Origin of the sequence: Xenorhabdus sp. PB30.3, assembly GCF_963895965.1 — a bacterium.
GTDB lineage: Bacteria > Pseudomonadota > Gammaproteobacteria > Enterobacterales > Enterobacteriaceae > Xenorhabdus > Xenorhabdus stockiae.
Genome location: NZ_CAWQMW010000068.1, coordinates 61,258 through 73,809 on the forward strand (window position 1 = coordinate 61,258; position 12,552 = coordinate 73,809).

Genomic DNA, 12,552 nt, shown 5'->3' on the forward strand with positions numbered 1-12,552 from the left:
TGCGCTTCATCTATTTGCAGCGTAGAATAATGCGCCTGTATATGGGTGGCTGAATTAGAGATCGGCACTCATCATTTTTAAACTATATTTGGAGTTATACTATGTCTCTAAGTACTGAAGCAAAAGCGCAGATTATTGCTGATTTTGGCCGTGGCGCTAACGACAGTGGTTCTAGCGAAGTTCAGATTGCCCTGCTGACTGCACAAATCAACCATCTGCAAGGTCACTTTGCAGAGCACAAAAAAGATCACCACAGCCGTCGTGGTCTGCTGCGTATGGTTGCACAGCGTCGTAAACTGCTGAACTACCTGAAGCGTAAAGATCTGGCATCTTACACCACGCTGATCGAGCGCCTGGGACTGCGTCGCTAATCGATGAGTTTCAGTGGAAAGGGGCCTATCTGGCCCCTTTTCTTCTAGAAAATGGAGATTAAGAAATTTAAGTTCCATTTTTAACTAGTTGAACCTCTTCAGTTACAGTGACTCGCGCGGCTAATGAGAGTACTTAAAAAGACATTTCCGAAAGATTTTCAGGTTACACCGCAGCTATTAACGCTGTTACTTGAAAGGTAAAGGGCCTAAGTACTGTCATTAGTCGTGAGGGTGTAGCGAAGAGAACATCCATTGTTGCTGATATTTAAACGTAGCAACACAAACGAAGGAATATTATTTTGCTGAATCCGATTGTTCGTAAATTCCAGTATGGTCAGCACACTGTGACCATCGAAACCGGCATGATGGCTCGTCAAGCGACAGCCGCTGTTATGGTTAATATGGATGACACCGCGGTATTTGTTACCGTTGTTGGTCAGAAAAAAGTGAAACCAGGTCAGGATTTCTTTCCACTGACTGTTAACTATCAAGAACGTACTTATGCGGCTGGCCGTATTCCAGGAAGTTTTTTCCGTCGTGAAGGCCGTCCGGGTGAAGGCGAGACTCTCGTTGCCCGTTTGATTGACCGTCCACTGCGTCCTCTGTTCCCAGAAGGTTTCCTGAACGAAGTTCAAATCATCGCAACCGTTGTTTCCGTAAACCCACAGGTTAACCCGGATATCGTTGCTATGATCGGTTCTTCCGCAGTATTGGCACTGTCTGGTATCCCGTTCAACGGCCCGATTGGTGCAGCGCGTGTTGGTTATATCAATGACCAGTATGTACTGAACCCAACCAGCGATGAACTGAAAAACAGCCGTCTGGATTTGGTTGTTGCAGGTACAAATAACGCTGTACTGATGGTTGAATCTGAAGCAGAACTGCTGACAGAAGAACAAATGTTGGGTGCGGTTGTATTCGGTCATGAGCAACAACAGATTGTGATTGATAACATCAACGCACTGGTTGCTGAAGCAGGTAAAGAGAAGTGGAACTGGTCACCTGAGCCAGTTAACCAGTCTCTGCATGAGCGTGTAGCTGAGCTGGCAGAAAGCCGTCTGGGTGATGCTTACCGTATCACTGAGAAACAAGATCGTTATGCTCAGGTTGATGCTATCAAAGAAGAAGTAGCTGCAATCATTCTGGCAGAAGCCGCAGAAAAAGATCTGGAGCTGGAAGAGTCAGAAGTTCTTGACGTACTGGCTGTTCTGGAGAAAAACGTTGTTCGTAGCCGTGTTCTGCGCGGTGAGCCACGTATTGATGGCCGTGAAAAAGATATGGTTCGTGCGCTGGATGTTCGCACTGGCGTCTTGCCACGTACTCATGGCTCATCTCTGTTCACCCGTGGTGAAACTCAGGCGCTGGTTGCAGCAACTCTGGGTACTGAGCGTGATGCACAGGTTATCGATGAACTGATGGGTGAGCGTACAGACCGCTTCCTGTTCCACTACAACTTCCCTCCATACTCTGTAGGTGAAACTGGTATGGTTGGTTCACCAAAACGTCGTGAAATTGGTCACGGTCGTTTGGCGAAGCGTGGTGTTCTGGCAGTAATGCCTAGCATTAATGAATTCCCGTATACCGTGCGTGTCGTTTCTGAAATTACTGAATCCAATGGTTCTTCTTCTATGGCTTCCGTCTGTGGTGCTTCTCTGGCACTGATGGATGCAGGCGTGCCGATTAAAGCCGCAGTTGCTGGTATCGCTATGGGTCTGGTGAAAGAAGGTGAAAACTTTGTGGTTCTGTCTGATATTCTGGGTGATGAAGATCATCTGGGCGACATGGACTTTAAAGTTGCGGGTAGCCGCGATGGTATCAGCGCATTGCAGATGGATATCAAAATTGAAGGTATCACCCGTGAAATCATGCAGATTGCTCTGAATCAGGCTAAAGGTGCCCGTTTGCACATCCTGAGCGTGATGGAACAGGCTATCCAAAGCCCACGTAATGATATCTCTGAATTTGCACCACGCATTCACACCATTAAGATCAATCCAGACAAGATCAAAGATGTGATTGGTAAAGGCGGCTCAGTTATCCGTGCACTGACCGAAGAAACCGGTACAACCATCGAGATCGAAGATGATGGTACTGTGAAGATCGCAGCAACTGACGGCGATAAAGCTCGTCATGCTATCAGCCGTATCGAAGAGATCACTGCTGAGGTTGAAGTTGGCCGCATTTATGCTGGTAAAGTGACTCGTATTGTTGACTTCGGTGCATTCGTTGCTATCGGTGGCGGTAAAGAAGGTCTGGTACATATTTCTCAGATAGCTGACAAGCGTGTAGAGAAAGTGACTGACTATTTGCAGCTGGGTCAGGAAGTTCCGGTCAAGGTACTGGAAATCGATCGTCAGGGTCGTATCCGCCTGAGCATGAAAGAAGCTGTAGCTAATACTGCTGCTGAAGCACCACAATTACCGGAATCATCAGTAGAATAAGTTTGACGTAATGAACGGCGTCCTGTAAAAAGGGCGCGGCTTACCCTGATATATTTCTGCTCACCTCTGGTAGGTGGGCTGAAAAATAAAAGGTAAGCCAATTTTTCTGGCAGGATGCCAGAAATAAACAATGTGGGTGGAGCAACAGGGCATTCTGATTAATGTCTGACTTCGGGAGTAGGAAATGAATTCTTTTCTGCGCTGGTGTTACGTTGCAGCTATTTTTCTCCTTGTGGGATGTGGTGGCAGCACAGGGTGGCGTAAAAATGAAGTTTTTGCTATTCCACTTCAACCGACATTGCAACAAGAGGTTATTCTGGCACGCATGGAACAAATACTTGCGAGCCGTTCTCTCAAGGAAGATGAGTACGCACAGCTTTTATATGAAAGAGGTGTGCTGTATGATAGCCTTGGGCTGAGGGCATTGGCACAGAATGATTTTTCAGTGGCTTTGTCTATCCGTCCTGATATTCCTGAAGTTTTTAACTATTTAGGGATTTATTTTACGCAGGCAGGCAATTTTGATGCTGCCTATGAAGCGTTTGATTCTGTTTTAGAGCTTGATCCAACTTACAACTACGCGCGAATGAATCGCGGCATCGCATTGTACTACGGCGGCCGTTATCGTTTAGCGCAGGATGATCTGCAGGCGTTTTATCAAGACGATCCAAATGATCCCTTCCGTTCGTTGTGGTTGTACCTTGTGGAAGAGAAACTCGATCCCAAGGTTGCAATGACTAGCTTGTCAAATCGTTTTGACAAAGCGAACCGGGGGCTATGGGGCTGGAATATCGTTGAATTCTATTTAGGTAAAATCAGTGAAAAAACACTGATGGAACGCCTGAAGCAGGATTCGACAGATAACACTTCGCTCGCTGAGCATCTCAGTGAAACTGACTTCTATTTAGGTAAACATTACCTAAGTCTGGGGGATGAGGATAGCGCGGTTGCGTTATTCAAGCTGACGGTAGCTAACAATGTCCATAACTTTGTTGAGCACCGCTATGCATTGTTGGAATTGGCGCTGCTAGGCCAAAGACAAGATGACTTATCGGAATCGAACCAACAATAGCTGACGAACATTTTCACGACAGATTTTTAAGTCCACATCTTAAGGGGTGGGGGCTTGTTTGTTCGTTTAATAACATAATTTGAGCCAGTTCACATTTTAAATGAAAATGACAGAAATTCTTTTCACTGTGTTATGTAGACTGGCCGCCACGATTAATGAGGCACCATTACATGACCACTGAGACTGAAATCTCTTTTGCTGATTTAGGGTTATCAGCACCTATTCTTTCTGCGTTGCAAGACATGGGCTATGAGAAGCCTTCTCCAATTCAACAGCAATGCATTCCTCACCTATTAAATGGTCGTGACGTGCTGGGTATGGCACAGACTGGTAGTGGTAAAACTGCGGCATTTAGCTTACCTCTACTGCATAATATTGATGCTGAGCTTAGAGCTCCACAGATCCTTGTGTTAGCACCGACCCGTGAACTGGCGGTACAGGTTGCTGAAGCATGTTCAGATTTTTCTAAACACATGCGCAGTGTGAATGTTGTCGCACTTTATGGTGGACAGCGTTATGACGTTCAGCTGCGTGCTTTGCGTCAGGGGCCACAAGTTGTTGTAGGTACACCGGGTCGTCTGCTGGATCACCTGAAGCGTGGTACGCTGGATCTGTCCAACCTGAAAGGTCTGGTACTGGACGAAGCTGACGAAATGCTGCGTATGGGCTTTATCGAAGATGTTGAAAACATCATGAGCCAGATCCCGGCAGAACATCAGACTGCTCTGTTCTCAGCAACTATGCCTGAAGCGATTCGTCGTATTACTCGTCGTTTCATGAAGGAGCCACAGGAAGTTCGTATCCAGTCCAGCGTAACCAACCGTCCGGATATCAGCCAGAGCTACTGGTCTGTTTACGGTGGTGTACGTAAAAACGAAGCACTGGTACGTTTCCTTGAAGCAGAAGATTTTGATGCAGCGATTATTTTCGTACGTACCAAGAATGCAACTCTGGAAGTGGCAGAAACTCTTGAGCGTAACGGCTATAACTCTGCGGCACTGAACGGTGATATGAATCAGGCTCTGCGTGAGCAGACTCTGGAGCGTCTGAAGAACGGTCGTCTGGATATTCTGATCGCGACTGACGTTGCTGCTCGTGGTCTGGACGTTGACCGTATTAGCCTGGTTGTTAACTACGACATCCCAATGGATGCGGAGTCTTATGTACACCGTATCGGTCGTACAGGCCGTGCAGGCCGTGCAGGTCGCGCGCTGTTGTTTGTTGAAAACCGCGAACGTCGTCTGCTGCGTAACATTGAACGTACAATGAAGCTGACAATTCCAGAAGTAGAACTGCCGAATGCAGAGCTGCTGAGCCAGCGCCGTCTGGAGAAGTTTGCAGGTAACGTTCAGCAGCAGCTGGAAAGCAGCGATCTGGATCAATACCGTGCTCTGCTGTCTAAGCTGGGTACCGGTGAAGAACTGGATATGGAAACACTGGCAGCAGCACTGCTGAAAATGGCACAGGGTGAACGCCCACTGATCCTGCCACCAGATCCTGTCCGTCGTCCTCGTCGTGAATTCAATGATCGTGATGACCGTCGCCGTAATGGTAATAGCTTCGGTGAGCGCGACCGTGGTGACAGAGGTGACCGTGGTGAAAGAGGCGACCGTGGTGATCGTCCTCGTCGTGAGCGTCGTGATGTTGGCGATATGGAACTGTACCGTATTGAAGTGGGCCGTGATGATGGTGTTGAAGTTCGCCACATTGTTGGTGCAATTGCTAACGAAGGTGATATCAGCAGCCGTTACATCGGTAACATCAAACTGTTCGCAACTCACTCTACCATTGAGCTGCCAAAAGGTATGCCGGGAGATCTGCTGTCGCACTTCACTCGTACCCGTATTCTGAACAAGCCACTGAATATGCAGCTGTTAGGTGATGCACAGCCATTTGAACGTCGTGAGCGTCGTGGTGGTGGTCGTAACGGCGGTAATGGTGGTAACGGCGGTAACGGTGCACGTCGTGATCGTGACGGTTTTGGCAACGGCAACGGTGGTGGTCGTCGCTTTAATAACAATGAACGTCGTGGTGGCGGTGAGCGCGGTTCTTTCCGTGGCCGTGGCAATGATGATTTCAACGGTGGTCAGCGTCGCCGCCAGCAACCAAGCAATGGTAACGTGTAATACACCATTGAGTGTTGCTTTGTGTTAGCGATAACACATTGAAATATTAGATAGAAAGAAGCCCTTTCTTCTTATTGGAGAAAGGGTTTTTCTTTTTTTATTTAGGCTATTTCTGGTCCAGAGTCTCTTTAACTTCCGCATCTGAAAGTAAGCACTCACCTTGATGGATAATCATTTTTTGGATAATTGCTCTGGAGACAACATACGTAATTTCCAGTAATACCCGTTCTTCTACGGAGCAAAGGCCACCTTCGGATTGTTCCAATGGATGAATAAGTAGCCGGTGTCTGCGCCCAAGAAATCTCTCAATAAATCGCATCAGACCATGTTGTTTAAACAACGAATCCAATTGCAGCTTTGCATCATAGAAATCCCCAACCAATAAGCGAGAAGTGCTGAAATTTCCTGTAATACTCAGTTCTTTTTGATTATTGAGATTTTTCAGGGTCATTTGATTGGTTTTAATTTTCAGGTAGAGATCGACCATACATATCCTTATTTGATTTTGGCTTATACACTTCGTCTTTCAAGTTGCCTCTTTGTTGGCTGCACTCGTTCACCCCGGTCACCGTTTTTATAAACATACGGTTATCTATGCTCCCGGGGATGAGTTCCCTCGCCGCCGCGACGCATTTTGAAATCCATTGTGTATAGATAGGGTGCAGACAAAATGATTAATTCAATCCCAGTTCTTCTTTAAGCGGCTTTAAATAACGGCGGCTGACGGGAATACGTGCATCATTGCGTAAAACTAATTCTGCATGACCGTTTTCCCCGAAAACAATTTCCCGCAGATGGGTCATATTGACCAGATACTGGCGATGGCAGCGGGTCAGGGGAGTACGGGTTTCCAGTGTACGCAGAGTTAATTCCGTAAAACCCTCTTGCCCGTTGGTGTTCATCACATAGACACCACTCATACGTGAAGTGATGTATAACACCTCATCCAGTTGCATCAGCCATATCCGGCTGTGTCCTGTGCAGGGAATATATTTTAGCTGTTCATTTTCTGGCTGTAAGTCTGCCAGATGCTGTTTTTGATAGCCTGAACGTAGTCGCTGTAATGTTTTGCTCAACCGCTCTTTTTCCAGCGGCTTTAGCAGATAATCAAAGGCGTGTTCCTCAAATGCTTGTATCGCATATTCATCAAAAGCCGTGAGAAAAACGATATAGGGGCGGTGTTCCGGGTCGAGCATACCTACCATTTCCAGCCCGGTAATGCGGGGCATCTGAATATCAAGGAAAACCACATCAGGTTTCAGGCGATGAATAGCACCAATTGCTTCTACTGCATTGGCGCATTCACCAATGATTTGAATATCCGTTTCTTCTGCCAGCAGGCAGCGTAGATTTTCGCGAGCCAGTGGCTCATCATCAACAATCAATACATTCATATTTACGTTTTCTTATCAGCTTCTTCTTCCAATGGTAAACACAAAATGACACGGGTAAATTCTTCTGGCTGGCAATCAACACGGACGCCATAGTGCTCACCGTAGCGAAGTCGCAGCCGTTTATCTACCAGACTCATCCCAAGCCCATCCCCCGATTTTTGTGGGCAATACAACCCTGCATTATCTTCGATTTCAACCAATAACAGATTGGTTTGCTGGTAGGCTCTAATCGTAATTCTTCCCGTATCCAGTAACTGTGATGTGCCATGTTTAATTGCATTTTCGACCATCGGTTGCAGGGAAAATGCGGGTAATCTGGCGTAGCGCAGTGATTCCGGGATATCTATGGTTATCTGGAGGCGTTCACAGAAGCGCGCTTTTTCAATCTGTAAGTAAGCATTCACATGCTCTATTTCATTTTGCAGTGTGGCAATGTCTTCCGGACGTTTCAGGTTTTTGCGGAAAAATGTTGAAAGGTACTGTACGAGCTGGCCTGCCTGTTGGCTATCACGTCGTATTACGGCCTGCAATGTATTCAGGGCATTAAATAAAAAGTGAGGATTCACTTGTGCGTGAAGCAGCTTCACTTCTGATTGCAGCAAAGATTGTTTATTCCGCTCGTACTGCCCGGCAAGAATTTGGGCTGAAAGCAGGCTGGCAATCCCTTCCCCTAACGTCCGGTTAATTGAACTGAATAAGCGGTTTTTGGCTTCGTACAATTTAATTGTGCCGATGACTTGCTGATTCTCACCCCGAAGAGGGATAACCAAGGCTGAACCCAGCTTACAAGTGGGGTTTAGAGAGCAACAATAAGGGATTTCATTGCCATCGGCATAGACGACCTCATTATTGGCTATTGCGCGATGTGATTGCTCAGAGGCAATGGGAGTGCCCGGCAGATGATGGTCTGAGCCAATCCCAATAAACGCCAGTAACTTATCCCGATCTGTAATTGCCACAGCACCGATTTCTAGTTCCTGATAGATGACTTTTGCCACACGCATACTGTTAATTTCATTAAATCCCTTCAGTAATATACCTTCGGTACACACTGCAATTTTCAAAGCCTGAGCAGAAAAGGCACTGGTATATTTTTCAAAGATAGCCCGCCTGTCCAGCAAGATACGAATAAACATGGCAGCGCCGATACTGTTGGCGATAATCATCGGAGCGGCAATATTTTTTACTAACCGGAGTGCTTCACTGAAGGGGTTAGTAAACAGCAGAATAATTCCCATTTGGGCACATTCTGCAAAAAAAGTCACAATAGCCGCAGTCCATAAATTAAGTAATTTATTGATCCTGCCGCGCTTCATTAAATAAATATGGACAAGGCCGCCAAGTACACCTTCTATGATTGTTGATACCATACAGCTGAATGCGGTCATTCCACCCAGAGAATAGCGATGTAATCCCCCGGTGAATCCGACCATTGCCCCAACAGTCGGCCCACCAAGTAAACCACCGAGCACAGCGCCGATAGCGCGGGTATTGGCGATAGAATCATTCACATTCAGGCCAAAATAGGTTCCCATCACGCAGAAGATGGAAAAGATGACATAACACATCAGCTTGTGAGGTAAGCGAACACTCACTTGCAGTAGAGGGATGAACAGAGGTGTTTTACTCAACAGCCAGGCAATTACCAGATAAATACACATCTGCTGGAGAAGTAATAACACGAGGTTAAATTCATACATTTTTTTTCACAGTGGATTTGATAATTATAAATAAATTTATACAGTTATTATCAAAGTTTGAATTTAACATCGTCAATAGAATAGCGGGAATTAACGTAATTTTGGATGGAAAGCAGGTAATCCGCCCTGAGCAGGGCGGATTTTTACTCAGAAAATGAGCAGAAGGACTATATACAGATAACGTAATCGGTCACTGTTTCGTTGATAACATGCGCTGTTCCGTCATCAATATTGACGGCAAAATGGGCATTTTTACCGTCTCCATCTATTCCTGGTGTTGAAGAACGATAAGAACGGAATTGTGGCCATCCGTACAGATCATGCATTTCATTCTTCTGGTGGATTTGGTACAGGTTGAGCAGATCTTCTTTTGTCGGTAATTCTTTATGTATTTTATGGCAATACCACACGGATCCCTGATAAATACGGCGCGGCCAGTGTTCACCATTTTCGGTGTATGTCGTCATTCCTTTCATCCCCATAGCATCCAGTTCTGCTTGTAGCAGAGGTCGGCTAAAGACACGTCCATTCGCCCCTGTCGCTGTATCGGCCATATGTCCCCAGAAACTTGCATATTGAGAATCAGGGCTGGTTGCAACGGTAAAGATGACATGCTTAGTTTGCAGTGCTGAAACGCCATATCCTGCTACTTGTAATGTTGTTTTGACCCCCAGACCATGTGGATCGGTGAGGGGAAGGGATAATGTGCCATTATCACCAGTAACTCCCTGATAGTGACCGGCATTACCATTGACCTGTAGTGTCACTGCCTGATGAATGTTCTGACGATTCAGTGCCTCAGTGGTTTTTACCTCTATCGGAACATTCCTTACGGGTTGGCCGTGATTGAATGTCTGCACACTCAGAGTGATTGTTTCGCCTTTTTTAGCTTTGCCAGTATTGATGGTAACTTTCAGATTATCTGCAATGCCTTTGATTTTGCCGCCTTCTGTGCCGCCATAGGTATAATTACCCTGTTCCTGGCCCATACTGGTATCAATCATTTTTGTATTTCCAGTAATATTAAGCCCATTTTGTGCCTGAACAACGAGAGCCTTGACTCTGCCTGCATCTTCCAGTGTCAGTGTATAAGTGGGGATTTTACCTGATTCAGTAATTGTTGAGCCTTTAGTAATATCAACATTTCCTTTATCTCCCCACACATAGCGTGATTTGTCTGTACTTTCTCCACTGTTGGCATTGAAGCTATAGGTCGCTTTGAGAGTGTGGCCCATTTCCAGTCGGCCTGACATTCTGACATCTTTAATGATGGGTTTATCAGGATGGAAGAACGTGATCTCTATTGGTGTGAAATTCAGCTTTTTGAATTTAGCGGTTACTGTCAGTACACCTATTTTTTCGCCAGCAGTGAGTAATGCTTCATAGGTGCCCGGTTGAGTTTCTTTGATTTTTCCAATTGTTGGCGCTTTCCCTGCCCCGCTTAGTTCGCTGCTGACGAATTTGAGATCTTCGGCAGAGTCAGGAATCGGGTTGCCATTGCCATCTCGTAGCATCAATTTAAGTGTGGTGCTGGAATGACCATCAGCGGACAGCTCGTGATCTCTTGCTGTGAATGTTGACTTATCAACGCTTGCCTCTGCTTGTAGCACCTGAATCTGAGTCTCTGCCCGTTTGGAAGCATTATCATGTTCATCATAAGCAATCGCGCTTATGGTATAAGCATTGTTACCACTATGGTGATACTTAGGTAGTGTCAGCAGGTAGAGCTTGTCACTTTGGTGTTCAATTTTACCCCCATTGGCGAGCAGGCTTGCTGCATCCCACTGAATCGTTTTCAATCCATATTTGCTGTTTACACTAATATGAATTGGTTTTATTTCACCGGCATGACCGGAAATCAGGCTATCTAATGTCAGACGAATAACTTCACGTTTACGGTATTCCAGAACGATTTGGTTGTTACGATCAATGAGATCATAGCGGCTACCCTGTAGAGTATGACTGAAACCAACGGCATCAGGATTAATCTGTTTTGACCACGGAGTACCGATTTCATAATTCATTTCTAAATTGAACTGCATATCTCCATTGCCGGACATATCCTGTTTGCGGTCGATACCAAAAGTCAGTAGTGGGATAGGGGTATAGTTAATGCCTGCGGTAAACGCAGCCGGGTTTTTCCCGCGGTGATCTTTATTGATTAATCCGACTTCATTACCGAAATATTGTTCATATACCAGCTTACCCCCAAGCTGCGGCAGGGCGGGGATATAACCCTGTGCTCTCAGATCGAACCCATTAGCAGGGCGTTCATCATAATCTTTCAGGAAGCGTGATTCTTTCCAGTTACTTAAGCGTAAATAGCCGTTAATTCCCAGTTTCAGATAATTGCGAGTATATTCTGCACCGAGGCCAAACCGGGTATTATTTCCGGTAAAATCGTGATCCAGAAAAGCGTTGTAGCCCAACATCCAGCTATCAAAAAACTGTCGTTGCCCGACACCGAAATTAATGGTGTTGCGTTTATCAATACGGCGTAAGCCAAACTGGGTAAAATTTATTTTACTCTCGCTATCATACAGAGGCAGCAACATATCGAGCTGACTGCCATCCAGATGACCACGTCGATCAATATTAGCCTGTACCCGCGCTGTACCATAATGCCCCAACCAATTCTGGAGTTGTTGATTAGCTTCGCCTACAGCCAGATTACTTAACTGATTGATTGCGCTGTTGCCTACGTTATCGCTGCTCAGTATTTCGCCGATGCGAGTGGCGGAATTTGCCAGAGCGTTGCCGGTGTTATTGGTTTCGGAGGACGGCCCTGATTCCATCTGCCCAGATTCAACCGGTCTTGATACGAATTGTGCCGATGAAAAGTAATTGAAGGGTAAATACTTATTAGGGCGAGGTTTGGGAACGTTAATCTCATCACCTGCACTAAGTTCTGAAAATGGCTTATGGAAAGCGTGTAACTGATTTATTTCTTTAAGTTGATCAATAGTGAAACTATAGCGTTTAGCAATTGTATAAATAGTCTCTCCTGGCTTCAGAATATAAGACTCTGTCGGTATTGCTATCAAAGGAGCATATTGAGAAGTCGTCAGTGTTTCAGCCATGGCGATAGTGGGAGCAAATGCGCCAGCCAGTGGAAACGAAAACTGGGCAATAATGTTTACCCAGGCTACTCGTTTCAGCACGGTTTGCTGATTTTTTACCCACGGCTCATCAAATTTTTTATACATAAATATTAGACCTGTAACAGTAAAAGCGTCAGGTGATGACGGTATAAAAGAATGGCAAAGTGACATTACCTTATTTAAGGCATCACAAATGAGCTAGCAAAAATTCTGTTAGCTAATTAACGCACGGATTATTTATCTGGCATATATAATATATGTGGTTTTTTATTCCAGCATAAAATTATTTTTTGGTCAACACCACTTTCTATATTAGCTGTTTAAGATAAAAAAAGAGAGCCAGAAAT

The 12,552-nt window shown here is 45.5% G+C and carries 8 protein-coding genes; 4 read left to right on the top strand and 4 right to left on the bottom strand.

Annotated elements, in window-relative coordinates; genetic code table 11:
• The first annotated feature begins 101 nt into the window (after positions 1–101).
• The 4 genes from rpsO to AACX38_RS05350 all read left to right on the top strand — a co-directional run bounded on the left by rpsO (position 102) and on the right by AACX38_RS05350 (position 6,010).
• On the top strand, positions 102–371 hold the full coding sequence (gene rpsO, locus AACX38_RS05335) for a 30S ribosomal protein S15 (protein ID WP_099109405.1): 270 nt from the start codon (positions 102–104) through the stop codon (positions 369–371).
• 299 nt (positions 372–670) lie between these two features.
• Positions 671–2,812 (top strand): polyribonucleotide nucleotidyltransferase, encoded by a 2,142-nt coding sequence (pnp, locus tag AACX38_RS05340; RefSeq protein WP_228863682.1) that lies wholly within the window; start codon positions 671–673, stop codon positions 2,810–2,812.
• Between the two features lie 184 nt (positions 2,813–2,996).
• Complete coding sequence (nlpI, locus tag AACX38_RS05345) at positions 2,997–3,884, top strand: lipoprotein NlpI (RefSeq protein ID WP_099109407.1); 888 nt, start codon at positions 2,997–2,999, stop codon at positions 3,882–3,884.
• A 170-nt stretch (positions 3,885–4,054) separates the two neighbouring features.
• Positions 4,055–6,010, top strand: a complete 1,956-nt coding sequence (locus AACX38_RS05350) for a DEAD/DEAH family ATP-dependent RNA helicase (RefSeq protein ID WP_228863683.1) — start codon at positions 4,055–4,057, stop codon at positions 6,008–6,010.
• A 106-nt stretch (positions 6,011–6,116) separates the two neighbouring features.
• On the opposite strand, the gene AACX38_RS05355 is transcribed toward AACX38_RS05350, so the two are convergent.
• The 4 genes from AACX38_RS05355 to AACX38_RS05370 form a co-directional block, all read right to left on the bottom strand.
• The gene (locus AACX38_RS05355) at positions 6,117–6,497 is read right to left on the bottom strand and encodes a hypothetical protein (protein WP_228863684.1); all 381 of its coding nucleotides are present in this window, start codon (positions 6,495–6,497) and stop codon (positions 6,117–6,119) included.
• 187 nt (positions 6,498–6,684) lie between these two features.
• A complete protein-coding gene (gene btsR / locus AACX38_RS05360; RefSeq protein ID WP_228863685.1) occupies positions 6,685–7,404 on the bottom strand; it encodes a two-component system response regulator BtsR in 720 nt (239 codons plus the stop codon).
• A gap of 2 nt (positions 7,405–7,406) precedes the next feature.
• The gene (locus tag AACX38_RS05365) at positions 7,407–9,104 is read right to left on the bottom strand and encodes a sensor histidine kinase (protein WP_228863686.1); all 1,698 of its coding nucleotides are present in this window, start codon (positions 9,102–9,104) and stop codon (positions 7,407–7,409) included.
• Positions 9,105–9,271: 167 nt separating this feature from the next.
• Positions 9,272–12,310: an inverse autotransporter beta domain-containing protein gene (locus tag AACX38_RS05370; RefSeq protein ID WP_228863687.1), complete on the bottom strand. Its 3,039-nt coding sequence runs from the start codon at positions 12,308–12,310 to the stop codon at positions 9,272–9,274.
• Between the last annotated feature and the right edge of the window lie 242 nt (positions 12,311–12,552).

What these genes read in the sequence shown, in the direction of transcription:
- rpsO (WP_099109405.1), top strand. Translation starts at nt 102, where the DNA reads ATGTCTCTAAGTACTGAAGCAAAAGCGCAGATTATTGCTGATTTTGGC.
- nlpI (WP_099109407.1), top strand. Translation starts at nt 2,997, where the DNA reads ATGAATTCTTTTCTGCGCTGGTGTTACGTTGCAGCTATTTTTCTCCTT.
- AACX38_RS05350 (WP_228863683.1), top strand. Translation starts at nt 4,055, where the DNA reads ATGACCACTGAGACTGAAATCTCTTTTGCTGATTTAGGGTTATCAGCA.
- AACX38_RS05355 (WP_228863684.1), bottom strand. Translation starts at nt 6,497, where the DNA reads ATGGTCGATCTCTACCTGAAAATTAAAACCAATCAAATGACCCTGAAA.
- btsR (WP_228863685.1), bottom strand. Translation starts at nt 7,404, where the DNA reads ATGAATGTATTGATTGTTGATGATGAGCCACTGGCTCGCGAAAATCTA.
- AACX38_RS05365 (WP_228863686.1), bottom strand. Translation starts at nt 9,104, where the DNA reads ATGTATGAATTTAACCTCGTGTTATTACTTCTCCAGCAGATGTGTATT.
- AACX38_RS05370 (WP_228863687.1), bottom strand. Translation starts at nt 12,310, where the DNA reads ATGTATAAAAAATTTGATGAGCCGTGGGTAAAAAATCAGCAAACCGTG.